This window comes from Dapis purpurea BLCC-M126 (genome assembly GCF_050015975.1).
Classification (GTDB): domain Bacteria; phylum Cyanobacteriota; class Cyanobacteriia; order Cyanobacteriales; family Microcoleaceae; genus Trichodesmium.
In genome coordinates this window covers 1-26,662 of the sequence record NZ_JBNHER010000083.1, presented here as the reverse complement: position 1 = coordinate 26,662, position 26,662 = coordinate 1, and the positions used below count along the sequence as shown (strand labels likewise).

General features: G+C 34.4%; 19 protein-coding genes. 4 read left to right on the top strand and 15 right to left on the bottom strand.

Annotated features, from left to right (window positions below; genetic code table 11):
• Entirely contained in the window at window positions 1-1,281 is a 1,281-nt protein-coding gene (locus ACP6PL_RS07820) for an RNA-guided endonuclease InsQ/TnpB family protein (RefSeq protein WP_426544259.1), read from the bottom strand.
• A gap of 61 nt (window positions 1,282-1,342) precedes the next feature.
• On the opposite strand from ACP6PL_RS07820, the gene tnpA reads away from it, so the two are divergent.
• A complete protein-coding gene (tnpA, locus tag ACP6PL_RS07815) occupies window positions 1,343-1,753 on the top strand; it encodes an IS200/IS605 family transposase (protein ID WP_426544304.1) in 411 nt (136 codons plus the stop codon).
• A 624-nt stretch (window positions 1,754-2,377) separates the two neighbouring features.
• Window positions 2,378-4,093, top strand: coding sequence for a sensor histidine kinase (locus tag ACP6PL_RS07810; RefSeq protein WP_426544257.1), 1,716 nt, complete (start codon window positions 2,378-2,380; stop codon window positions 4,091-4,093).
• A gap of 318 nt (window positions 4,094-4,411) precedes the next feature.
• Here the strand turns inward: ACP6PL_RS07810 and ACP6PL_RS07805 are convergent, their stop codons facing one another.
• A complete protein-coding gene (locus tag ACP6PL_RS07805) occupies window positions 4,412-4,981 on the bottom strand; it encodes an ADP-ribosyltransferase (RefSeq protein ID WP_426544255.1) in 570 nt (189 codons plus the stop codon).
• A gap of 589 nt (window positions 4,982-5,570) precedes the next feature.
• Window positions 5,571-6,086 carry an RICIN domain-containing protein gene (locus tag ACP6PL_RS07800; RefSeq protein WP_426544253.1) on the bottom strand — a complete coding sequence of 172 codons (516 nt, stop codon included), beginning with the start codon at window positions 6,084-6,086 and terminating at the stop codon, window positions 5,571-5,573.
• A 92-nt stretch (window positions 6,087-6,178) separates the two neighbouring features.
• On the opposite strand from ACP6PL_RS07800, the gene ACP6PL_RS07795 reads away from it, so the two are divergent.
• Window positions 6,179-6,355: a hypothetical protein gene (locus ACP6PL_RS07795; RefSeq protein WP_426544251.1), complete on the top strand. Its 177-nt coding sequence runs from the start codon at window positions 6,179-6,181 to the stop codon at window positions 6,353-6,355.
• 420 nt (window positions 6,356-6,775) lie between these two features.
• On the opposite strand, the gene ACP6PL_RS07790 is transcribed toward ACP6PL_RS07795, so the two are convergent.
• From ACP6PL_RS07790 to ACP6PL_RS07735, 12 genes are all read right to left on the bottom strand, one after another.
• Window positions 6,776-8,038 (bottom strand): FGGY-family carbohydrate kinase, encoded by a 1,263-nt coding sequence (locus ACP6PL_RS07790; RefSeq protein WP_426544249.1) that lies wholly within the window; start codon window positions 8,036-8,038, stop codon window positions 6,776-6,778.
• A 192-nt stretch (window positions 8,039-8,230) separates the two neighbouring features.
• A complete protein-coding gene (locus tag ACP6PL_RS07785; RefSeq protein WP_426544247.1) occupies window positions 8,231-8,923 on the bottom strand; it encodes a hypothetical protein in 693 nt (230 codons plus the stop codon).
• Between the two features lie 5 nt (window positions 8,924-8,928).
• Complete coding sequence (locus tag ACP6PL_RS07780) at window positions 8,929-11,490, bottom strand: DEAD/DEAH box helicase family protein (protein ID WP_426544245.1); 2,562 nt, start codon at window positions 11,488-11,490, stop codon at window positions 8,929-8,931.
• 189 nt (window positions 11,491-11,679) lie between these two features.
• Complete coding sequence (rdgB, locus tag ACP6PL_RS07775) at window positions 11,680-12,285, bottom strand: RdgB/HAM1 family non-canonical purine NTP pyrophosphatase (RefSeq protein ID WP_426544243.1); 606 nt, start codon at window positions 12,283-12,285, stop codon at window positions 11,680-11,682.
• A gap of 1,465 nt (window positions 12,286-13,750) precedes the next feature.
• Window positions 13,751-14,206 (bottom strand): membrane protein insertion efficiency factor YidD, encoded by a 456-nt coding sequence (yidD, locus tag ACP6PL_RS07770; protein ID WP_426544241.1) that lies wholly within the window; start codon window positions 14,204-14,206, stop codon window positions 13,751-13,753.
• A gap of 327 nt (window positions 14,207-14,533) precedes the next feature.
• Window positions 14,534-15,973, bottom strand: a complete 1,440-nt coding sequence (locus ACP6PL_RS07765; protein ID WP_426544239.1) for a phosphoglucomutase/phosphomannomutase family protein — start codon at window positions 15,971-15,973, stop codon at window positions 14,534-14,536.
• 341 nt (window positions 15,974-16,314) lie between these two features.
• On the bottom strand, window positions 16,315-17,049 hold the full coding sequence (gene folE / locus ACP6PL_RS07760) for a GTP cyclohydrolase I FolE (RefSeq protein ID WP_426544237.1): 735 nt from the start codon (window positions 17,047-17,049) through the stop codon (window positions 16,315-16,317).
• Between the two features lie 1,302 nt (window positions 17,050-18,351).
• Window positions 18,352-19,326: an acetyl-CoA carboxylase carboxyl transferase subunit alpha gene (gene accA, locus ACP6PL_RS07755; RefSeq protein WP_426544235.1), complete on the bottom strand. Its 975-nt coding sequence runs from the start codon at window positions 19,324-19,326 to the stop codon at window positions 18,352-18,354.
• A 67-nt stretch (window positions 19,327-19,393) separates the two neighbouring features.
• Window positions 19,394-20,110: a peptidoglycan-binding domain-containing protein gene (locus ACP6PL_RS07750; RefSeq protein WP_426544233.1), complete on the bottom strand. Its 717-nt coding sequence runs from the start codon at window positions 20,108-20,110 to the stop codon at window positions 19,394-19,396.
• A gap of 152 nt (window positions 20,111-20,262) precedes the next feature.
• On the bottom strand, window positions 20,263-21,513 hold the full coding sequence (locus ACP6PL_RS07745) for a M16 family metallopeptidase (RefSeq protein WP_426544231.1): 1,251 nt from the start codon (window positions 21,511-21,513) through the stop codon (window positions 20,263-20,265).
• 1,072 nt (window positions 21,514-22,585) lie between these two features.
• Window positions 22,586-22,720: a hypothetical protein gene (locus ACP6PL_RS07740; RefSeq protein ID WP_426544229.1), complete on the bottom strand. Its 135-nt coding sequence runs from the start codon at window positions 22,718-22,720 to the stop codon at window positions 22,586-22,588.
• Window positions 22,721-23,201: 481 nt separating this feature from the next.
• Window positions 23,202-25,028 (bottom strand): CapA family protein, encoded by a 1,827-nt coding sequence (locus ACP6PL_RS07735; protein ID WP_426544227.1) that lies wholly within the window; start codon window positions 25,026-25,028, stop codon window positions 23,202-23,204.
• 381 nt (window positions 25,029-25,409) lie between these two features.
• On the opposite strand from ACP6PL_RS07735, the gene rfbB reads away from it, so the two are divergent.
• On the top strand, window positions 25,410-26,483 hold the full coding sequence (rfbB, locus tag ACP6PL_RS07730; protein ID WP_426544225.1) for a dTDP-glucose 4,6-dehydratase: 1,074 nt from the start codon (window positions 25,410-25,412) through the stop codon (window positions 26,481-26,483).
• Window positions 26,484-26,662 lie beyond the last annotated feature (179 nt).

The window sequence follows — 26,662 nt, the reverse complement described above, 5'->3', positions numbered from 1 at the left end:
CTAAGCTGACGCTATAGTGTGGGCTTCTCGCTTCACAGCCCCGCCATTGCGTCGGGCTCCACGAGCTTTAAGGACGGAATGCCCTGCCGCCCTATTTTTTATGTTTATTGCGGCATTCAAGTCACGGTCTATGACGATACCGCAATGTGGGCAAGAATGAGTTCTGATAGATAATTCTTTAGGGACTTTTTCACCACAATTCGAGCAGTCTTGGCTAGTGTTTTTGGGGTTCACAGCTATAGTTTTTTGCCCAGCATTCTCAGCTTTGACAGTTAAAATAGTTAAGAATTGTCCCCATCCAGCATCGTTAATCGACTTGCTCAATTTAGTTTTCGCCAGCCCTTTAATATTTAAGTTTTCGTGGGCAATAACATCCGCTTTTGATAATAATTCATTAGCTGTTTTGAAATGAAAATCTTTGCGCTTGTCGGCAACTGCTTGGTGCGCGTTCCCTTGCGACTCTCGTCGTCGCGGGGTCGCATCCGCTTTTTTGTGTTGCTTTGCCACAGCTATAAGAGCTTTTAACCATCTTTTGCTGCCTTTTTTCTTACGGGATAAACGTTTTTGTAGAGTCTTTAACCGCTTCTGAGATGAGCGATAATATTGAGGAATTGGAACCGATTCTCCATCACTTGTTACCAAGAAGTCTTTCAGCCCCATGTCGATACCTAGCGTATTTTCTAGGATTGGTTCAATATCACAAGTTAAAGCTGGAACTGATTTATCCTCCAACGACAAGGTTGCATAATAGCCATCTGCTTTACGGCTAATAGTGACGGTTTTAATTTGAAAACCTTCTGGCAACGGTCGATGTTGAATTAACTTTACTTTACCTATTTTGGGTAAATTAATTTTATTTCCTTCAATGCAATCTTGCTTGATTTGAGGATAAGTAAAACTATGATAACGACCTTTTCCCTTAAACCTTGGTTTTCCTAATCTCTGCCCATTTTTATCTGCTTTAAACCATCTATCGAAGGCAAGCTTTACCCGTTTAATACAATCTTGCAATACTTGAGAATGAATTAACTTGTACTCAGGAAATTTATCTTTGGTATTTACCAAATCCTTTTTTTGAGAATAATAGTCTGGATTATCTCTAAGTTGAGGAATTGGCATTATTAACGGGCAAGCATTAACCGGACAGCGGTTTTCTTCCCACCATGAGAACCGCTCACCCAACCGATAGTTGTACTGCCGACGCAATAAATCCAGCCACAATTCTATTACTGCGACTTGTTCTTTATTGAGCCTGAGCTTGTACTGGTAGGCGGTTCGCATATCTGCTTTGACTTGGTGTATGCTTTTATTATGGCACCAATTTTAAAAAATGACAACTATTATGCAATTAGATTTTGTGTCAAGTGGGCGGTCAGTATCAGATTTAAAGGCCCATTTAATCTTAACAACCAAGTATAGAAAAAATGTTTTTACAGCCTCAATGCTGGTAAGGTTAAATGAAATTTTGGAAGAGTTATTAGTTAAATGGGAATGTAAGTTAATAGAGTTTAATGGGGAAGAAGACCATGTTAATATTTTGTTTCAATATCATCCAAACGTTATGTTAAGCAAGCTAGTTAATAACATTAAAACAGTTACAAGCCGACGGTTAAGAAAAGAATTTGCAGAACAAATTAATACTATTTATTGGAAAGATGTTCTCTGGAATGGTTCTTATTTTATTGCTTCTTGCGGCGGAGTGACAATTTCTACTTTGAAAAAGTACATTGAAAATCAGAAAACTCCAGAGTAATATTGTTAATTAAGCAGGCATCGAGCCTACTTAATTAACCGCCGATTCATCTCACGCCAAATCACAGATTATGGCGTGAGATGAATCGGCGATCTAGCTAAAAATTGTGGCAATGAATCGAATCCCACGCTCCTTTCTTGACTATGGAATTGATATAAAATTGATAAAGTTTGGATTTGAGTATTGGTCAAAGATTGTTTAAAATATGACTCATATAGTGATAAAAATTACATTTTGTCGGTCTCATCATTAAAGTAGACCGACTTTTTTTAGCATAAAATGTAACTTATGGCCATCATTGAAATTGACATAAAAATCAACCTTAATAAAAATTAAACCTTTTATTCTACATATAGTTTTGCTCTGTTTGTCACCCCATGAGATTTCAAAATATTTGTGACATCTTTCAAGTCAACAATCAAATTATTGACTTTTGTCATAATAAGCGGAGATTGCGGTTATTTAGTTCGGTTCTACCAACATAAGTAATGACTCAATACAGATACCCTAAGTATTAAGTAAGGTCTACAGATAACCAATTAGAGAATATTAAATTCTCTGTAGAAGTCTGAATTTATTAGTTAATAAATTAAAATTATTTATTCATTTATTTTAGTCAAAAAAATGGACAACTATGTATTACCAACTTTAAGTGACATTTTTGCCCTAGAGAGGTCAAATAGTGATTTGTCTGCAACAAAAATAGAAATAGCTAGGGAAAATCCTCCTCCTTCCATAACTGACAGAAATCGAGATTTATATTTAAAAGCTCAAAAGGAATGGTATAGTGCTATTGCTACCATTAATCAACTGCTAGAAAAGTCAGTAAAAATCTCAGATTCTCAAGATTTAAAAGATCGAGAGATGACGAAAATTGACAAAGAAAAAGAAATTAAAAAAACTACTCCTTTGCTCAGAAATTGGGAATCTCAAACCAGCTCAAAATCCCCAACTTCTAACTCCTTAGTTTCTCATCTAAAATTATATCGTGGATTAGTATTATCTAGTCCTACTCCTGTCTTAACAAATCCTGCTTTAAATAGCAGTTTTTCTACATCAATATTTACCAGTGAAATACCAGAAAGTTTAGATTGGTTATCGATATTGAAATGGCAAACCTTACCTCTATTACCAGCAGCAGATAGTATTAATTACTTACCTTCTGCTATACCAATATTACCTTTATCGACTAAAGACCCAATAACAAATGAGCAGTTTTGTTTAGTTTTAACTGCTGAATTTAGTTTGATTATGGTCTTAGGAAAAAAATCAGATAATACACCAGCTTTTCTATTTTCTTTTGACCCAGAGACAGTCAAAAAAGCATGGATTATCTTACGCCAACGAATAGTATTGCCAACATATTTTCCGACTATAAATATTGATAAGCAGCAAAAATTTATTTCCCAATATTCTCAGCGATTAGCTATTTTAGATCGTCTGTTTGAGCAGTTTCCACCTCTTGCACCTGACTACAAAATAGTCATGGAATTTAGTCGTTTGTTATTGGATAATTTACCAAATGTAGATGGTAAAAATGAAGCATTAGAAGTTAAGAATCCTGGCAAAAATACAGAAAATCAAGAAACTACTATATCACTAAAATCTACTATTGAAAATCTCAAATCTCCTGATGTGGAATTGTTACAAGCGATCGCCCACGAAGTCAAAACTCCTTTAGCAACAATTCAGACTTTAACTCGCCTTTTATTAAAACGTCCTAATCTAAATCAGGAAGTAATGAAAAAGCGTTTACAAATGATTGATGCTGAATGTACTTCTCAAATAGAACGCTTTAATCTAATTTTTAGAGCAGTAGAATTAGAAACTCAGCAAACCTTCAAGCAACAACATCCATACCTACAATTAACAACTATTCCTCTAGCTGAAGTCTTTCAAAAGAGTATACCTCGTTGGCAACAAAAGGCAAATAAAAGAAATCATACTTTGAAAGTTATTTTACCTCCAAAAATGCCAACTGTTGTAAGCGATCCGACTATGCTTGACCAAGTATTAGGAAATTTGATTGAAAATTTTTCCCGAAATTTACCTCCTGGTAGTCTTATGCAGGTGGAGGTAATGTTAGCTGGAAATCAACTAAAATTACAGCTTAAATCTGATTCTGATGTATGTGGAAAAAGTCACTCACCTTTCACCAGTTCCACAAAAACACCTTTTAAATCTATTGGTCATTTATTAATGTTTCAACCAGAAACAGGTAATCTGAGTTTGAATTTAAAAGTGACTAAAAATTTGTTTCAAGCAATAGGAGGAAAATTAGTAGTTCGACATCGACCAACTAAAGGAGAAATAATGACTATTTTCTTGCCAGTTCAATAATTGGAGACAAAACGCCTACAGTTTTTTTCACAAATCATTTAGCATGACTATATAATTTATCACTTATAGTAGAATATAATTTTGCCTAAACAGTCATAAGCATTCACCAAATCTTTTATCAGGCATTAAAATCAAGAGCTAATAGCTTATAGCTGACGGCTGTTGGCGCAGCATTCCGCAGGAAATACTTACCACATAAGAAATAGGAAATCGGCAAAAATCAAAAGTCAGGGTAGATTTTCTCCTATTTCCTATTTCCTATTACCTTTTGTACTATTTTAAAATTGGTATAGTTTATACTTCTTATTTTTAAGTTAATTAATTACGATCAAAATCATCTCCTTCGATGGAAATTTCTTCCAGATCGATATAATTTACTTCCCCTAATTTAACTTCCTTGGGTACATGAGTTACCTCATATTTAGTACCTTTAGGAACTAATACTTCTCTTTCAGTATACATTGCTGAGAAATCACTGATAGGAACTCCTGAATGGTTATGTTTTACCCGAATTACTACTGGGTAACAATGACCAGAATAAGTCTCAGCAACTTTTGGATCGGAAGTAAAACTGGTAACCGAATCTAAAGTATAATCTCTGTGGGGTTTTAATTGTTGAATAAAAGATTTTATCGATCTTTCACTAAAAGACATACCCCGATAAATATTACCATCATAAGGGGGCATTTTGTGCATAAAGTTATTAAGATTTTTAACGTTTTTTTCGTTTTTTCCTTCTTTATCTGCTCGTCTTATTTTACGGAAATCTGCAGTGGTAAATCTTTCTAGTGCTGCTAATGATTCTGCGGCTTCAACAGAACTCATTCCACTTAATTTAGCGACCTTAGCAACAAGTTTGTTGTTTAGGCCAAGTACAACATTGTTCATAAAATGAACCTCAACCCGATACTTATTATTATCTCCTAAAGTGACTCATAAAATAACTCTCTGATTCAGATAATTTTTGCGTCACCCATCTGGCTAAAAAAAACAATAACAAATCAACATCTTTACTGAATCTTTATCTAGTTAATCTATTAGTGATACCAATTCACTTTAAGGATGTCACAAATAGTTTAAAACTTTAAATGTCAAATAATTGCCTGAAATTATTGTATTGTCAAAGTTTTTAGTCGATCAAATCTAATGTCTAATACCATTTCTCAAAAAGAATGCTATATATGATTGGGTGGGGAAGTGGGGGAAGTGGGGGAGGTGGGGGAGAGGTTAAAAGTAGGAAAAACTAATACTAACCGATTAATAATTGTCAAAAACAGACTTTGAATTTTGCTAAATATTTGACTTCTGAAGTCAAACTGAAGTATAGCATTACTTTTGGTAATTGGTATAACTTCTGAATTCTGTGAAACGGTATGAGAAGTGGTGTTCTCAAGACAAAAGTTGATACGGGATGAATAATAAACCCCTCCAGTGAATGAAGGGGCGATTACGGTATCTTGATGGTTTTCAGGAGACTTTATTTTAATCTTAAATTCCAGTGTTGATTAGCACCATTATGACAATCCCACATTTGAACATTTGTGCCATCTGCACCATCTCGATTTGAATCAGCATCTAAGCACTTACCAGGAAAAGCTTGATTGAGTATCATACGCCCACTAATTCTCCACTTTTGATTTTCTCCTCCATGACATTCCCATAGTTGGACATTAGCACCGTTTTGATTAAGTTTATTACTATCAGCATCTAAGCACATCCCTCGATATGCGACTGTTCGGATTGTTCCATCACCATATAGTTGCCAACGTTGATTACCAGCATTTGTAAATGTCCATAGCTGAACATTTGTGCCATTTGCACCACCTCGATTAGAGTCAGCATCTAAAGTTTTTCCTACATAACCTTGAATTTGATAAGTTTTAGCAGGTTCGGCTAATGCCGATTTTAATTCGACTGATATTAAAGGTACAGAAGCAATTACAACTGCTGTACTCAATCCAGTCGCTGTTGCGATAGATTTTAGAATTTTCATGATTTTTTTCCAAAATATTCAAAATTTTTGATTCTCTTTCACCTATTCCTAGAGAAACTGCGTTTTAGTACCAACTATCCTGAAATTCTTGTATGAAAAAGCTTCCACAGGGGGTTTTAGCTGCGATTAGTTCCCTTTTAGCAATTTTTCGAGTCTTTGTTGCAGGCTTATTTGATTTATCACAAGACTTACGCAAAATTCGGGCATTATACGCTAGCTATGGTGTAATGTGCCCTGCAACGCACCCTACCGATAGAGTTGCTGCGTAATATGAAATCCGGTTATACAGTTACCGCACTTGCTACTTCTACTCAATACAGACCTTCCTAAGAATATCCCTACATAATTCCCACAATCAAATCCTTCCTAACTCCTGACTCCTGTACATCGCGAATCCGACGGCTCCCCTACCTGACTCCTCAATCATACGATAACTAATTACTCGGATTCTATATCAGTCCTATTATCAATAAAAACTAAAATCTATATATAGTGAGCCTTTTTTAAATTTGGTAGAGCTTTGCTGGCCTTGTCTAATTAGGGCGAGTTGGAACTAAATTTTATCTATTCTAATGGTATCAATTTTACGCCAATCTAAGCCAAAATCTTGAGTTTCTTTGCATAACTTTACGTCATGTCGTATTTTGCGCGTAGTGCGGCTATACCCCAATTAGACTCAGTTGTGTCTACTAACGACTTGCCAAAATAGCACTACCATAAGCTGCATCTGTATAAACAGCTTTCATCGTAGGTACTCCTAAATATCGTCCCCGAATTTCTGTAAAAGTAGGATTTTTAGAACCGCCTCCAGCAGTATAGACCTTTGTGAGGGTAGCTGCGCCTAATGCTTGCAACAATTGATAACCTCGTAATTCAATTCTGGCGATACTTTCAAGTAAACCATGAAGAAACATCACAGGATTTTCTGGTTGAGGGTCTAATCTTGGTAGTAATTCTGGGTCATTAATAGGAAAGCGATCGCCCTTCTGCAACAAAGGATAATAATCTAACCCACTTTCAGCATTGGGATCTATTTGCATACTGAAATTTTCCAACTCCGCATCAGTAAAAAAATGTCGCAAAACAGCACCTCCAGTATTGGAAGCGCCACCTACTAACCACAAGTCTCCGAGACGATGACTATAAATGCCATATTTAGCATCATCAACTCTAGTACGACTCAAAAGTTTTAACACTAGAGTCGAACCCAAAGAAGTGACTGCTTCTCCCGGAGTATTAGCACCACTGGCGATAAAAGCAGCAATGCTATCTGTTGTACCACCACAAACAACACATTCAGGAGACAAACCAAAATTATTAACAACTTCTGTTGTCACATTTCCGACTGTCGCACCTGGTGTAATTACTTCTGGTAACTGAATATTTTTCCGAACTTCAGAATTAACAAAATTAGTCAACCAGTCTGGGTAAGATAACTCACCCACATCATAACCTAGTTTCAAAACATTGTTATAGTCACTCACCCCTAGTTTTCCATGAAGCAAAAACCCTAACCAGTCTGCTTGATGCAAAAAATAATAAGTTTGATTTGACAGAGAAATATTTTCAACCAACCATAACAATTTTGCCAAACTAGAAGTCGCACTAATAACAGGATGATTAGAAGGAGCAATACTTTTCAACTTATTCATCATTGCTACCCCTCTACTATCGTTGTAAAGAAGAGCTTCAGTCACAGGTTTACCATCACCATCGCACAATAGTACGGTTGCCGAAGTACCATCAATAGCGATCGCTCGAATCTCTTTTCGCGTTTCCTGGGGAATATTGTTCAGGAGATGAAATAAAGCATTTTGCCAAACATGAGGTAATTTATTTTCCTCAGCATTTTGCCAAACATACTGTGTTTGTGCTTTTACCTCAAGATTAGAGTTAATAACTACAGCACGCGCTCCCGAAGTGCCAAAATCAAGTCCTAAGTAGAAGTTCATTGTGAGTAAATATTTGCTATAATTTAAAATAGGATTGTATATGCAAAAACTAAGACGTTATAGTTTTTAGTAGGTTAGATTGAAGTCATTCCAGTTATCAGTTTTTTTCAGGGATATGGGAAAAGCGACAGCGCAACCCAACAAAAACTAGGACTATGTTGGGTTCTTTTGCCTCAGTCTAACTAGGAATTACTACACTTTTTCAACACTCCAAGCGGATTTATTACCAATTTTGCCGCATTTAATAAACTTAAAAGCACCTCTAGCAAAAGAAGAAGCTCTAGGTTTTACACCTATTAATTCTTTCACTTCAGAGGTAGATAATATCCATTGATTGTCAACTGCTTTTTGCAAAAGTTCCCAATGTAATATAGGGTTGTATTGATCTGCTTTATTTTTTAATCGTTCATACTCAGATGCTGTCAAAATAACTTCTTGTTCTTTTTTTTCAACCTCATCTTGTGCCATTTTTACTTCTGAATAATTACTACTAAATAATTCAGGACAATATTTAGAAACATAATTATAATTTGCTTCTAGTCTAGCCCATTCTTCAAAAGGCCGTTTGAGTGTATCTTCAAAATATTCTTGAAAATTATCGTAAATTTTGGAGTTATTTAAAGAGCTTTCTTTTTTATACAGCTCTTCTTCTTCTACAAGTTTCAAAAGTTCATAAATGACACTCCAAGTTTCATTTAATGCTTCTGAAGATTTAGCTAACCAAGTCCTAGCAAAAGCTGCTCTAGCATCATCTGATTTAAGTTTATAAAAATCTGTCAAAACTTCAGTATGTGTTAATCCATGAACTGCCTTACCAGCAGCACGTTTTGCTTTACCTGCACCTTGAGCAATTTCTATTTCTTTATCTCTTTGAGACTTAGACATTTAAGTTAATTTTCCTCTGTTTCTATTTCAAAAGCTACTGCTAAATTAGGACAATATCCTTTAATAATTAGTTGATGTCTTACCCATCCTATAATTTTTTGCGTTACATCTTTACGGGTTAAAATTGCTTGTGCTTGAGGACAATTATATCTACTATCATCTTTTAACGGTTTATTTGTTCCTAGGACTTGCTTCATTGCACTACCTACTAACTCATAAACCTTGTTTCTGTTATCTAAATTTTTGCCTAAAGAACTGATAACTTTAGAAGCAATTGATTTGCGAATATCACTAAGTTTAGAAATATTTGGAATATGACCAAGATCGAAATTCTCAATCCACCTTATGTATAATCTTTCTAAAACGATTTGGGAACTAGGATTATCTAACTGATTGCTCAAATCAGGTTCGTGAGTTTTAATATATTGTGTAAGCTGTTCTCTTGATGGTTGAGAATCAAGTTTTTCATCCCAAACAACAGGAATTTCTGGTAGTGTTTCAGTGTAATTTATTTCTCTTTCTGCATCTTCTGGATTATCAACTACTTTCCCTACCCATTCAGAAATTTTCTGACGTTTATCTGAATTATTATCGCCCCAATTATCTTGATATTTTCCCGTATTAATTGGTTGATTTGGATTAGTTTGTTTTGTTTTTCCAATATCACCAGCAATTTCTATTTTTTCTTTTGTTTTTAAAATTCCCTGTATTGGAATATCAACACCTGGAGTAATTTCACCTTCGATTAATTGTTCTATTGTTGGTATTGCTTCTAAATGATCTCGCATATTACAGATATAAGAAATTGCTCTACGAATATCATTAACATTACCATAAGTCTCATGGGTAATAATTTTTACGCTATCTAGTCGTTTAGGTGGAGTAAAAAGGGTTATACATTCTAAATCTAGATCGGTTTCTCCAGGCTTAAATTGCTTTTTCAGTTGTTCTTTTTGATCGTAGCTCCGAATTTGGCGACCAATAGCTCTTTGTACAAGCTCAATTAAAGATTCACTTTTACAAGCATATCCAATACAACCACAATAACGGTTACTTACTCCTTCTCTTGCCATTCCGATGACAACAAGAACACGACTACAGTTTTCATCAATTATTCCCATTTGTTGATACAACATCCAAGGATGCTTTGGAGACATCTTTTTACCTTTGATATAATTTTTTTCGTCTCTCTTTAAATTTTTATCTTCAAGTGCTTCAGCAAGATTAGAGTGAATAATTTCAGCACTATATCCTTTATCTTTTGGAAATTTTCTTCGATTACTTTCAAAAATTTGATTTATTTTTTCACAGATTTTTCGACCTATTTGTACACTATCTACAACTATCATTGAATGTACTGGATACCATAACTCAGCTTTAGAACCTTCAGGACGATGGGGAGCAATCTCACTAATTAATGATGTTTTTTGCTCAATCTTATCACATGATTCCATATAAGTAAGGACTGCTTGTACAACAGAAAGTTGTGGTCTTAAGTTTTTATCATATCCCTCTTGTGTAGCATCATCAGTTTCGAGAAAACCATCATCATTGATTAATTCTGCTTTAGTAATACCAACTTCCTCAATAAAATATTTATATTCTCCATCTTTATCACTTACATATTTCATTGAACGATCATTTTCATTGGCATCATCATAATCATAAACAGAAAGTGACGTGAACTGAGAAAGAGCTTGTCCATCTGCTTCAATAGGCGTTCCTGTATAACCAAAAACCAAGGAATCTACAGCTTTTTGAACAATATTAAGAACTTGATTTAAAGCATGATGAGGTTCATCAATAGCTATAAAAGGAAATTGAGCTAAAATTTCCGATAAATTTTTCCTGGGATTGTTATTAGTTTCAAAGAATTGTTGAATACAAGCTACCCAAATATCACAACGTTCTAAACTGGGAAAATCTATAAGTTGCGAACCTTCAGATAATATTCCCACTCTTGGAGCATCCGATGAAATGCCATATTTTACTAAGTCATTTGCTCCTTCTCCTTCTCCACTAAAAGAGTTGGCTATTTGATCTCTAATAGCAAGTTCTTTAGTTAAAATCAAAATTCTATTAATCCGAGGATGTGATTTACCTAAATCTCTTTGTATCAGATAATTTAACGCACAAGCTTGTACCACAGGAGCTAGAGTTTTACCAGCACCAACAATCCAAAAATTACCGTAAATAATGCGATTAATTTGATTCCAAGGGCGTAAAAACCAGTCTTTATAATCTATAACCCTATCCCACCCTTCACGTCTTTGAGCAGTTCTTAATTTCTCAAGATTTATTCTAGGATGATCGATAGGATGATCGAAAAAGAATTGTTTTGACCAATATTCATCAGGTTTAATTCCTTTTTTACTGTTATGTTCTCTACAAAGTGGTTGTAAGTTTTCTATTTCATCAGAACCACCATTACGTCTGGCAACAATATGATCGACTGTATCTGCCAGTTTATTACAACCTTCCCACTTGCATTGAGGAGAATTTCCGTATTTAGCAATAAACTTTGTCCATGTTTCTGATTTTAGCCAACTTGGTTTGTTCATGGCCATAAATTATTTTCTCCTAATATTAGTATTAGAAATTTATATGATGACGAGTTAATCATTTTAACCTAATTTATTTTTTTCTATAGAAACCTAAGCATAATCTTTTGATAGCGATCGCTCTAACTATTATTAGTGCTACCTTCTTCTGAATTGCCTGATCCATTTTATTTTGGAGATGTTTAATATACAAAACTAAGTGAACATCTCTTTCATCTGAGGCAATAATATTTTAAAAGCTTCACCACGATGGGAGAGCGATCGCTTCATTTCCCCAGACATTTCAGCAAAAGTCTTTTCTTCGGAAGGAACATAAAAAATTGGATCGTAACCAAACCCACCATTTCCACGGGAACTATATAGAATTTCTCCACGGGAAATTCCCTCTGTTTCTAAGGCAACTGTACCATCAGGTCTCGCAATAACTAAAGCGCAAACAAACTGTGCTTGACGATTAGAATTATCCCCCAACTCTGTCAATACTCGCTCTATTTGTTCTGGGACAGTAGGAGCATAACGAGCAGAATAAATTCCTGGTCTGCCATCCAAAGCATCCACTGCTAATCCTGAATCATCAGCGATCGCCCATTTCCCAGTAACTTTTGCGACTTCAGTTGCTTTGAGGCGAGCATTAGCTAGAAAAGTTTCTCCTGTTTCCTCAATTTCTAAATCTTTGGGTTTTAATTGTAATTCTAAATTCAAATCAGCTAGATATTCCTGCATTTCTTGAAGTTTTCCAGGATTACCGGTAGCGACAACTAGCAATTTAGGAGTTATTTGTGTGGGAGTAATATTTTCCATTTTTCTATATAAATATTTATTTGGTTAAAGATACTTATATCATGTCTTTGTAGATTAATTCTATAGAACTTACACATCTTAACTAAGAAACCGGGTTTATTACTCTAATTTAATGGTTAATATTGCAAATTTTAGTTGATCAACCCAGTTTCTGCCTAATACCAATTCTCAAAAACTTTGCTATACTTGAAATTCATATTTTTAAATACTATTTATTGATGTGATATAAGCCTTTAATCATTTTTGCCATTTTGAGGCTTATTTTGACACTTTCCAAGTGTAGCATTACTTTTTATAAGCAGTAAATCTATGTTGCACATTTTTTTTTCTTGATTGTGTGGTGTAAGCAAGAAAAATAGTGTAATGTTTTATAACTATGCCCACACAAAAAAAATAACCCCTAACTCTTTAGGGGTAAGACAACTAAACACACACAAACACATACATAAATTCAATCAGAAGCTTATTAATATTTTTTTTGAGGTACTCCTTGTAATTGCTAAATTTCTATATTTTTATCATCTCTTAAATTCTTGTGAAGTGCAATAATGTGCAAAAGTTATCACAAAATCGTTTTTGTTATAGGCGGACGTGCATTTTCTTGCACATTGACTGGATAATCCGCAAATAACAGGATTTACACCATGAACAGAAAAAGCGTAGAGTCTATGGTGCATCAAGACTCTAGGGGTGTGAGGAATGATTAATTGAAGGTGTCTACTCATAATGTACTCAATTTGTATGAAAAGACTATTAGTTGAGAGTGAGTAGAAAAGAAAAATTGACTAGGAAATGAGTGAGTGTTGGTAGTTTCCATAAAGGATTTTAGTTTAGTATAATAATGCAATGCAACCTCAATCACTCAAAAAAATAGCCCCTAAGTTTATAGGGACTACAATGTAAAAACACACACAAACACATACATTAAAAAATCAGAGACTTATTGTATCGGCACTCCTTAACTGCTAATTAACTCTATGTTTTAATCATCAACCTTTTTTCTGCTGATGGTGGTGACTTGTGAGTAAAATTGTGGTGATTTTTCAGTCAGGAAAGAGTGAGACTGCAAGTATTGATAGAGTGAGGCTAACTGCCGAGAAATAGTGAAGTAGATAAATAATTCTGGTGATGTTTATCACCTACTTAACCTACTTATTGGCGTAATATCATGTTCGGTTGAATACTTATAAATAACGTAGGGAGGAGTCAGGAGCCAGGAGTCAGGAGTCAGGAGAGAAGAAAAGTCAGGAGTCGTAGGAGCGATTCGCGAATCGCCCGTACAGGAGTCGGGAGAGAAAGAGTAAATTAGAGCAAGTTAAGAATGTTTATTATAACTGATTATCCGAACATGATATAAAACTAGAGTAAATGTAATGAAGTGCCAACTTGTAATATTCTGTATCTGTAGGCAATCGTGCATCGACAAAAAAATAGCCCCTATAGACTTAGGGGCTTTACTTGATAATTATCCACCACAACTACCACAATCTGGACTACAATCTAAGCCACAACTACCACATTCTAATTCAGGAACACAATCATCACATTCCAAGATTTCATACGGGCAACAATCAATATTTTCTATAGTCTTCCTACAATTTGATTTTCTCTTATCACTATCTTTTAATTTCAATTTAGGCGGTTTATTTTTTACCAAATTTTCTTTATCTTTCAAATCTTCTTCATTTTGACAATTATTAACTGCTTGTAACTTCAAAATTTGATTAGCTTCTTTGCAAGCTTTAAACCTTTGACGTGCTGCTGCAATAGCTCCATAAAAATCTTGTTCTATAAACATACGTTTAATGTAATGAGAACAAGACTCATCACCATACAATATTCTATAAGCACAAGAAAAACCTTTTCTAGGGGAAATGTATTGTTGATACCCGCTAATTAAAGCAACAGTAATTTTGTTCATAAGTTAAGCAATAAATTTTGATATTAGGCTAACTTAACACTACAAAAATTAAATCTTCATTTCGTATTTTTCGATAAATTTAGTAATAGGGTGAGCAAATCTTTACCCACCCTATCTATTCTTCAAATTTATAATAATATCCTGTCGGCTTAATTAGCTATAGCAGTATGAAACGATTTGTGAAAAAAAATGTAGGGGTTTGCTCTCCAAACCTAAACGAAAATAGGATTTGGAAACCAAACCCCTACGATAAAATATTACAACCTATTTAAGATTGCTATAGACAAAAATGAACAAACCCTTTCTACCCCTCCTGACTCCTGACTCCTAAATACTATTAGCCCAATTTTTCGCCCATTCCAAAGTTTGCTTCACTTTCTGAATATCCGCAGCTTCACAATAAAGTCGTAAAACAGGTTCCGTACCACTAAACCGAATTAATAACCAACGACCATCAGCTAACCGAAACTTATACCCATCTATGGTCAAACAATCAACTACTTTTTGTCCGGCAACCTCCGTCACAGGATTATTTGTTAACTCCTCCAACAGCCGCCCTCGCACTTCCATGTTAGGTAAAGGCAAATCTATCCGATCATAAACGGAACTAAAACCGGTTTTTTCTTGCAATTGGGCATAAATAACACTCAAATCTTCACCAGACATTACCACTGCTTCCAACAAATAGAGCGCCGATAACAAAGCATCCCTTTCTGGAATATGAGTACCATAACCAATACCCCCAGACTCTTCACCACCCACAAGCACCTGAGCTGACAACATCCGATCAGCAATATATTTATAACCAATAGGAGTTTCAAATATTGGCATCTTGTATAACTCTGCAACTTTCGGGAATAGATCGGAACCACTAATAGTCTTCACCACTTCCCCACTAAACCCATGTCTGGTTGTCAAATGTTCGATCAGAATTGGAATTAAAATTTGAGAACTGAGAAAATTACCCTCACCATCCACAGCAGCAATGCGATCGCTATCTCCATCAAACACTAATCCAATTGCTAAACCTTCTTTATTTGCTACTCGGTAACTTTTAATTTCTTTAAAAAGTTTACTTAAATAACGAGGCAAAGGTTCAGGTGCTCCACCATCAAATAAAGGGTCACGATCGCCATTAACTTCTTCAATTTCTACTCCCAATATTTGTTGTAAACCTCCAGCAGCAGCACCGTGCATTACATCGGCAAAAACTTTTAATTTTCCTTCATTAATTGCCGACTTAATTTTGTCAATCTCTACCATTTTTTGTAGAGTTTCGCAATAACTCGGCCAAGGATTCAAACTTTCTCTTTTCCCTCCTTGAACCCCATCTTTTTCCACTTCAACTGTTAATAAATCTTCTATTTGCTTAGTTATTTCTGGAGGCACCGATCCACCAAAAGCACCCTTTACTTTTAACCCTAAATATTTCCCTGGATTATGACTAGCGGTCATCACAATTGCCCCAAGAGCTTGTTTTTGAAATGCTGCTAAACTAAAAGCAGGAGTAGGAGCATAAGTATCAGTTAACAAAACATCAAATCCTGCATTTTGAACAGCTTCGGCAGCAACTTGAGCAAATTCTTCAGCCATAAACCTGCGGTCATGGCCGACAATTACTGTTTTACTATTATTAGTAGAATCAGCATAATTTTTCTCTAAGATTTGTGCTGCAATGGGGGCTACTAAAGCAACCCTTTCAAAAGTAAAATCATCAGCTATGACACCGCGCCAGCCATCTGTTCCAAATTTGATTGGTTTAGCCATATCAGAAATCTCTTGATGTGTATATTTTTTTTTGTCTAAGTTATTTACTTTGAATCTCAGCTTGTTAACCCTGGTTTCCTATAAATAATTGTAGAAGAGAAGGGAAAATAAGAAAAGTTACCAAGAAAGAATTCAGGAGTCAGAATTTATTTGGCGAATTCTTTCAGACTGGCAGATATAGCTTGCTTCTAGTAAACGAGTATCAATGGGTTTAAGAAATCCACCAAATTTGATGATTTGGTGGTTTTCAATTAATACAGACTGCTAATTAATTCTAGCTTCTGTCTTCCTTCTTCTGACTCCTTATTCAATTCCTTATTCCCACTAAATTCAGTTACTACTTATGAAAAGAATGTAGGTTGATGGCGAATTAAGCTTAAGTATTCCTCTCTTGTTTTCTGATCTTCTTCAAAAACACCAAGCATTGCACTGGTAACAGTCCAAGAACCAGGTTTTTGAACCCCCCGCATTACCATACACATATGAGTAGCCTCAATTACAACTGCTACACCCTTTGGTTCTAAAACTTGTTGAATTGCTTCAGCAATTTGACGATTTAGTCGCTCCTGGACTTGCAATCTACGAGAGTACATTTCGACAATCCTAGCTAGCTTACTAAGACCTACTACTTTTTGATTAGGAATATAGGCTACATGAGCTTTTCCCATGAAGGGCAGCATATGATGTTCACAAAGACTAAAAAGATTGATATCTCTAACTAGAACCATCTCATTATGACCTTCATCAAAGATAGCATTATTCACAATTTCTTCAAGGGATTGACTGTAGCCACTAGTGAGAAACTGCATTGCTTCTGCAACCCGCTTGGGAGTTTTGAGTAATCCTTCTCGCTCAGGATCTTCTCCTACTGATAGTAGCATTGTCCGCACTGCCTCCATCATTGCCTCATTACTCTCTTCAGCAGGAGGTTGTTGCCTAATTGATTGACCATTGGATGAGGAGCTATGGTCAGGTCTATAGGAAATTTTACCTGTTACATCTGCATCAGAAGTTTTAATACCATTGATGCTAAGTGTGTTGCTAGAATTGGAACCGTTGGAAAAAGTTTGAGTCATAATAGATTCGGATCAGATTTCAAAAAAGCACGTTATATCTTGACCTAACTTGTGCTAGGCCATTTAGCTTAGGTCATAATTCTTTGTTCATTGGTGCTAATAAATTTTAGTTAGGGACGAGTGCAGAAATAAAATACCAGCCCTAAAATCTATATTCAAAAGAATCAAAAATTGGATTGGTATTTTAATAAACTGCAAGCCCCTTATTAATGAGCAATGAACTATAACTATGAGAGTTTTTCAATTTCTCTGCTGTAAGTTTGACACCGACCAAGAATCCATTTTCACAAGTCATTAGTTATCAGAAAATAGGTAAATTACTGTCTGAATTGGTATCAGAAAAGCATTGAGAATTCACTCCTCAACTATATTTAGGATTTTATCATGTTCAAATAGTTAAGATTGATCCCAATAAGTTTCTTAATCCTAGAGAGGGGTATTGACAAAACTAGGAAGAACTAGCTGTAAGACTAATTCAGTAGTTCTTTGCTTTCTTGTCATTATTTTATAAGGAGCTATGAAGCCAAATTAACTGGACACTTTAGACATCCCTCTTGTGAAAATACTTGGTCATTAACGAAACCATACATACTACTGTAATAATTATGCCAGAAAGTCTGTCCTAAATAACGAATTTAAATTGGTTTAATTAATTTCAAAACATTTATCGAGTTGAGTTGACATTCTCACTACTGTTCTGGTATTATCTCAACTTATGCCAATTATTTTGACCTTTAGCAAATCTTTCCCTGGTTTATTGAGCATTACCCTTTAAATAATTTTTCATTTATAATATCTCTACAAGCTTCAGATGTTGTAGGAACTCCAGCTCAACAAACATATATATAGATTTTGTTTTTTGACGGAGGCGTTTAAAGTATCTGTCTAGTTACAAGCAATGATAAGGAGATTTATTAAGTTTTCAAGTTTAACGACATTTTATGTCTATGTCGATATTGAGAACATAACTGAGAAATAGGATAAAATCTATCTGCTTCAAACCTATAAACAAACAAAATCCTAAATTGCTTGGTTATATAAAATACCTAGCTGTAAGTCTATATTTATATTTCACTTTATTCAGCCCTTTTGGTCTGGGAAAAACTCTCTATTCTATTGAACTGTCATACTCTTAACAAATACTTTCTGACAGTTATTCAGTATTTTCACTAACAAACTACAATCTACAGTTTATCACCTTAATAATTGCTTTATTATTAGGATCTTTGCACTTGCTTACAACTCGCATGTGCTTATTCAACCTGCAGTTGAAACTTCTAGGAATTTTCAGAGTTTTCATTTTTAGGTTTCCACAAATACCCCTATAGAGCGGAATTTTTGATAACGCTGTTTTCGGCGTTCTTGACTGCTTAACTGGCTTAATTCATCTAGACTTTTCACTATGGCCTTTTTGAGATTTTCTGCTGCCTGTAACGGGTTAGAATGAGCGCCACCATTTGGTTCTGGAACTACATCATCAATAATTCCTATCTTTTTTAAATCCCACGAAGTTATCTTCAAAGCCTCCGCTGCTTGAGAAGCTTTGCTGGCATCTTTCCAGAGAATAGCTGCACAAGCTTCAGGACTAGCAACTGTATATATAGAATGTTCTAGCATTAGTAACCGATCGCCTATTCCCACACCTAACGCTCCACCTGAACCACCTTCTCCAATTACTGTACAAATTATTGGTACGTCCAGATGGAACATTTCTCGTAGATTATAGGCGATCGCCTCTCCTTGTCCTAATTTTTCAGCTTCTATACCTGGCCATGCACCTGGAGTATCGATAAATGTCAATATAGGCATTCCAAAGCGATTGCCATGTTCCATGAATCTGATTGATTTGCGATATCCTCCTGCTGAGGCCATACCAAAATTACGAGCTACATTATCTTTTGTATCTCGTCCTTTTTGATGACCAATAATTACTACAGGTCTGCCATTTATTCTGGCCAAACCTCCTACTATTGCTGGATCATCACTACCACCACGATCACCATGCAGCTCTATCCACTCATCACCAATAGCTTGAATATAATCCAGAGTGCTTGGTCGCCTTGGATGGCGGGCTAACTGTAGTTTTTGTACAGGGGAAAGACCACTAAAAATTTCTTGACGTAGTTGAGTTGCTTTTGCTTCTAGCTGATGAATTTGCTCGGAAACATCTACACTACTACAATCTTTAGCTAGTTCACGAATCTGATTTATACGGTTTTCTAATTCCGCCAGAGGCTTTTCAAAATCTAGTAGAATTTTACGTTCTGATTTGGGCACACGGAGTTTCTTATTTTAAGTTGCACAATTACATCTGTAACTTTACCACATTTAACCAGTTTTTTGATTAACGTAGTAAAGTCATCCATAGAGAAGTATCTACAATCCCATTTTGCTCTTGTTGATATTTTCTTTGAGCAGCCTTAACAGCAGTTTGAGTCTTAGGGCCAAATAATCCATCTACTTTTCCCTGAAAAAATCCTTTGACTTTTAGCTGTTGTTGTAATCCTCTAACTGCATTACCTCTCATACCAATTTTGAGAATTGGCAAATCAATATTCGAGGCTTCTGGATCTGATTCAATTTTTGGAGTAGACCTGTTAATTGTGGTAGTTGAAGTTGGATTTTGAGAACAATTACAATTTGAGTCTCTATCTTGTAGTGTTGTAGTTTTATTCGTATAATTAGAAGTCTTAGCTGCTGGTAATAAAAGGTTCCAGGTATTTTGGTCAACTATTCCATTTGGAATTAATCCTACAGATTCTTGAAATTTAACAACTGCTGCTGCAGTAGTATCAGAATATACTCCATCTACTTGCCCAAAGTAATATCCGAGTAACTTTAAAACTCCTTGTAGTTGTAATACTTCTTCTCCCTGGCTACCTGTTTTAAGTGTTGGTCGATTAATAGTAATAGGTATAGAGTTAGTTTCTAGAGGTATTTGTCCCCACATCATCGCGGCACTACTTAAATTAATTATAAATAAACTGAAACAGCTTAAGCCAAATATGCAGCTTGAATTTTTGCCAAGTTTGACTACTATCCCAATTAAGTTTCTTAACATTACATTTAGGTATTAATAAAGTTGGCTCTTATAAACTGGTTATAGCAAATTAGTAGTTTAAATGGGCTTAAACCTTGAAATAGCAGAGGACTAAAGCAAATAAAAAGGTATTTTTCTTAGAATTGCTTTTTTGTATTCCCAAATCACCTCTTTTACTCACTACTTTTTTCGGGTCCGACAATTGAAATATAAGGTTCTATAAAATACTTATTGGCAACTTTTTGTGCTTCAGCACTCGTCACCATTTCCAGATTTTCCTGAAACTTACTGTCAAAATATATGCCCAAATTTAAGATTTCATACCATCCTAAAATTTGAGCGATTTGTGAGTTTGTTTGTTTACCTAAAGCATACTGACCTAATAATTTGTTTTTGGATACTTCTAACTCTTCTTCACTAAGTAAATCAGTAACTAAGCGTTCTACTTCTACTTTTAATCCAGCTTGGGCGGTTGCTGTATTTTCTGCTGCTGTACCTATATAAACTGTAAAATTAGAGGTATAGAGACGGGTAGGATAAAATGCAGAAACATCGTAAGCTAAACCTCTTTTTTCTCTTAGTTCTACAAATAAACGACTTGATAAACCATTTCCCAAATAAGTATTAAGTAATTTCAGAGGAGCGTAGTCATAACTATTAACATTTGCTGCCAAATACCCAAGCATAATAATAGATTGTTGAGTTTCTTGGTATTTTTTTTCTGTGAAAGGTTGAGGAGTTATTGTTGGTAAATTTAAATTTGGTAGAGGTGTTATTGGTGCTTGCCAATCTCCATAAGTTTTTTCAACTAAACCGATGGCTTTTGTATTACTAATTTTGCCTACTATAGATATCACTATATTATCTGGACGGAAGTAAGTTTGATGAAATTTTTGAATGTCGTGGCGAGTAATTTGGGATACTGTATTTTCTGTACCTAAAGTTGATAAAGCATAAGGATGATTTTGATACATCATCTCTCGTAATTGAGAGAATGCTACGGTAAAAGGTTGTTCTAGTTGAGAACGAATACTTTGAATAGTCATCCGTTTTTCTAATTCAATTTCTGTTTCTGGGAAGGAGGGATATCTGATTATTTCTCCTGATAATTGAAAGATATCATCAAAGTCTTCTGATACTGTTTTCATACTAAGCAAAAAATAATCTGCTGTTGTATCACTTCCTAGTCTTGCTCCTACTGATTCAATTTTATTAGCAATCTCTAAAGAGGATAGTTTTTCTGTTCCTTTTGTCAAAACTGCTGCTAATAAGTGTGAGATTCCTGATTGATTTCTGGTTTCATAACGACTACCTATTCGCAAGAATATTTTTGCTGATACAATATCAGCCACCGTATTTTCTGTTGTAATTACAACTATGCCATTATTTAAAACTTTTCGATCTATATTTGTTTGATTAATCATTAATTTTTTAATTTTTATAGGAGTCGTACCACATCTCAAAAGTCTGGTAAATCTTATTGAGAATAGGGAGTAGAGAAACTAGGTATAATATATCTTTGCTATTTGCAAGTGAATTGTTAAAAACATTACTAAATTTTTCTAATTACTTAATAACTGAAGTTTTAAGGAAGTATAGCATTATTTTTGGGAATTGGTATCATAAATTCAGGTAGGGTAGCCATTGGATTGGCGACGTATACAAGTCATACTGAATCGGATTTATAGAGTATTTTTTTGAGAAGGTGGAGAGATAGGGAAATGGGGAGATAGTTATAGAGTATTTTCAAAAAGGTACTTTTAATAAGCGGATTTGGTATCAGAACTCAGAACATACCAGGCAAAATTTTTGATTGTCTCTATTGCTCTATAGATAAATCATAAATATAGTTATTTCAGTTTAGATTGATACGAGTTTTTTTTGCCTTGTAAGTGTTTCATTCTTATTTAAAATGACTATATAATATTAAATACTAAAATTTTTGCTATAAATACTTAGGCTGTTTCAAGAAGTCAAAAGTCAAGAAAAATACCTTATATATCATTTATTAGAGTCAAACTCTGTTTTTAGTCAAATATAGTAATCTCCGCATTGTTCGTGACAGTTTTAATAATAGTTAATTTAAGCCATTAACCTTGAAAATTATGACTCCTGTGCGGGCGATTTCCGTTTCTCATGTTCTTAATTACGCAATCCTCTCTGCCACAAAAATACAGCAGTTTCCGAAGCTATGAGGTAGATTTATTGAAAGTTTGAAGAAGTAGGGGAGTAGGGGAACAAGCCCAAAACATTGACCTCATCAAAAGTCTAGTTACTTTACCTCACGAGCAATGGGAAGTGCTGTATTACAATTTATTAGAGGATTGCTATAGGCATTTCCAAGTAATACCAATTCCCATGGATTAACGCTATACTTGGCTGATACTTCAATTATTAAGTAATTAACACCGGTGAAATAACCATTATCCTTAATTATTAACCAGTTAATGTTAATTATTATTATGTGTACGGACGTTGCATGCAACGTCCCTTCCCCTAACCTCCCACATTTCTGTAGGGACATTGGATGTAACGTTCCTCACCCACATAATCAAATATAGCAACATTTTTGAGAAATGGTATAAAGTCTTTTAACCAGTAAAATTGTTTGTAGCATTTTTTATATTTCATATAAATTTGATAATAACGTCGGAAGCAAATCTTTCTACTGTTTAGCAAATTTTGCCTAGAAATCAGAAAATTTTAGGCAAAAACTTTGATTGTCGATAGAGTAATAGAGATAAATCAGAAATGAAAATTTGACACTGATTTAGGAGTGAACTTTCTCATACCAATTTATATGTATTAATTCTATACTTAAGTAATACTTCAGTTATTAAGGAATTAATACAGACAAAACACCTTTTTGCTAATTTAAAACCATTTAAAAATTAATTATTATTGTGTTTACTTCTCCCATAAGTCTGCTGCATACAACTTACCCACCTATTCCTAGACTCAATAAATATAGAAAAGTTTTTGATAAATGGTATCACTTCGATAAATTTTGGTCTTATCTTAACCATATTAATTTTCTTATTTGCACTGCGTTTCAGTCATAATTACATAGCAATATTTAATTATACTTGACTAAATTATTATTGCTTCTTCCTTATTTTTTCTTCCTTGTTATCTCACCCTTACTATTAATTTCTAACATTGTCTTAGGAAAATCTTTATTTGTTAACTCCCTAATTAACTTAATACTTCGACCAAGTTTATCAGGATAAGGAATACCCTTACTATTCAAATGAACAGGTAAAATTTTCCCCGAAACAAAATCTCCTCTAGGATTAACATCTAACTCTAAAACCAAAGAATATCCTAACTTCCCTTTACTAGATAATGTACGATAACCCATAAAATTTCCCAAAGAATAAGCAATTAATTTTCCTTGATAAACTTCCATTGCTCTAGGTACATGAGGACCGTGACCTAAAATTAAATCTGCACCTTCATCTATTAATGTACGAGCAAATAAAACTTTATTTCCCCGATTTTCACCAAAAAAGTATTCTGTTTTATTCTTGATTCTTAATGCTCTAGTTCCCTCTGCACCTGCATGAACAGAAATAACCACAATATCTGCCTTTTCATCTGCTTCCTGTACAAGTTTCTTTGCAGAATCTAGGTCAAGCATAGAATTATGATAACTATAATTACTAAAAGCAATAAACGCTATATTAATTCCTTTAACTTTCCGATAAACAATTTCTCCTTTTTTACCAACTGCCTGCATTCCTAAACTTTGAATATTTGTAATAGTATCCTCAAAACCTTTCTTGAAGAAATCAAAAGAATGATTATTAGCCACACTCAATACATTAAAACCAGCATCTTTCAATAAGTATCTATAATCTGGTGGTGTTCTAAAAGCAAATACTCGACCACTACCCATTCTTTTACGACTTTTTGGGTAACTTGTTAAGGTACTTTCAAAATTACCAAATACAATATCAGCATCTTGCAGAAGAGGTTTGACTGATGCAAATAGGTCTTGTTTTTTTGGGTGTAATTTATTTTTCGGATAATTAGTACCTGGAATAATATCACCTACTGCTTTAATAGTGATTCTAGTATCAGGATTTATAGGAGATTTAATTGATGATAAAAGAAATTCAGAAACTTCTGATAAATTAAGTTGATAATTAGTTGGTTTGATTGGGGTATTTTGTATATTGTTAGTAGTAGGTATAGTTGTTGGAACTGACTGACTAACGTCTGCTACTGAGGTATTGGGATGAGGTGTTTTTGGTGGTGGAGAAAGATTTGAAATAATAGCAGGTAGCCTGTCAGTTTGAGAATTAATAACTAAAGTGGATATGGGAACTAATACTATACTAATCGCACTTGCTAATAGCCAAACAAATTTATTCTTTTTATGTAAAGATAGCCTCTCAATAGAGTGGAGATAAAATGATTTTTCTGTTGTTGCCAAATTGCTTTTCTTTCTAGCAGGTTGATTGAGATAAATAACAGAAGAATCTACTTCCTCTTCTGGCTGTGTCTGAATTATTTCTGAATTATGTAAACTTGCTTTTTTAGATAGGTCAGGTAAAGTAACTGTAGAAGAATCTTGGGAATAATTTGTATTTTCTGGTTGCCACCAAATTGTCCCTACTCCTGCCGGATGGTATATTGCAGGTTGATGTAATTCAATTACTTCTGTCCACTCAGGAATTGTATGACCTAATCTTCGCCCATAAATATTGACAAAATCAATTGATGGTCCTTTGAGAGTTTTCATTGTTTGATGAACTACTCCAATAGAAGTTTGCTGATTTGGCAGTTCAGAGGCTTCTAGTAAAATGTGCAGATTGTTTTTCTGAATATTAGCCCTAACTTTAATTTTTATATTGCTTAATTTTTCCTCGATCAGAAATGCTATGGCTTTAGGATCTCCTTGTTTTGCTCGTGTTAATATTTCTTCCTGACTCACTATTATTTTCCTCACACAGAATATTGGCTAGATTAATGATATTACTTTGTCATCAATATATAGCTAAATTGATAAGTGATAGAGGATAGATTATAATTACACAATCGTTAAAACATTTTGGTGACTAATAAATATGGAAAAATAGCAATACTAGTACCTTGACTTTAGTTAAATAAATTCTGCCATAGCAAGTAATATATAGAAATGAATAACGTACACAACTAAAAGTCTAGAAGTATCTAGATAATTAGTTTAATATAGGGTCCCGCAAATGCAAATATTTAGGAAATTCCTCTATTCCCTGAAAATTTAAATTTATTATCCTAACCAAGAAACGTAGTGCTATATATTTGATAACTGTAGCTTCAGGAGATGAAAATTATGGAAAGTCGATTATTGATAACTGGGGGTGCTGGGTTTATTGGTTCTAACTTTGTCCATTATTGGTGTGAGACCTATCCTAATCACCGAGTAGTTGTGTTAGACAAACTAACATACGCTGGTAACAAAGAAACTTTAGCTGATTTACAAAATAGGCCAAATTTTCGTTTTGTTCAAGGAGATATTTGCGATCGCTCTTTAGTAGATAGCTTGCTCCAGGAAGAAGATATAGATATAGTAGCCCACTTTGCAGCAGAATCTCATGTAGATAGGTCTATATTAGGACCAGCAACCTTTGTCCAAACTAATGTTGTAGGTACTTTTACTCTGTTAGAAGCATTCAGAAGTCATTATCAGACTCTAGCCCAAAATTCAGACCGTAGGTGTATATTTCTCCATGTATCAACTGATGAAGTTTATGGTAGCTTAAGTCCTGAAGACCCTGCCTTTACAGAAACGACACCCTATGCTCCAAATAGTCCTTACTCTGCTTCTAAAGCAGGAAGTGACCATCTTGCTAGAGCATACCATCATACTTATGGTATTCCTACAATTATTACTAATTGTTCTAATAACTACGGACCTTATCATTTTCCTGAGAAGTTAATTCCTCTAATGTGTATCAATATGTTATTAGGAAAACAATTACCAGTTTATGGAGATGGGCAGAATATCCGGGATTGGTTATATGTAATAGATCATTGTCGAGCATTAGATACGGTAATTCATCAAGGTCAACCAGGAGAAACTTATAATGTTGGTGGAAATAATGAGGTAAAAAATATTGATTTAGTACGAATGTTGTGTCAAATTATGGATGAGTTGGCGAATGATTTACCTGTTCAACCTTGTGAAAAATTAATTACTTTTGTCAAGGATAGACCAGGGCACGATCGACGTTATGCTATTGATGCGACAAAGATTAAAACTGAGTTAGGTTGGCAACCGTCTGTAACTGTTGAAGAAGGGTTACGTCAAACTGTTAAATGGTTTTTGAATAACCGAGATTGGTGGGAACCATTATTGTCTGAAGAGTATCAGGCTTACTATAAACAAGTTTATGCAAGTTCTTAAAATGAAAAATCAATAAACTTTTGCAATTTACCTTGTTGTTACTAAACAGAGATAGAGTTTCCACATGAGTTGTAAATACTCATTACTATTTGTTTTCCTAAAAAAACTATTTGATTACCTTCCAATTTTACCCAATTATTAATTATTAATAATTAATAATTAAATAATTCTGGTTTAAA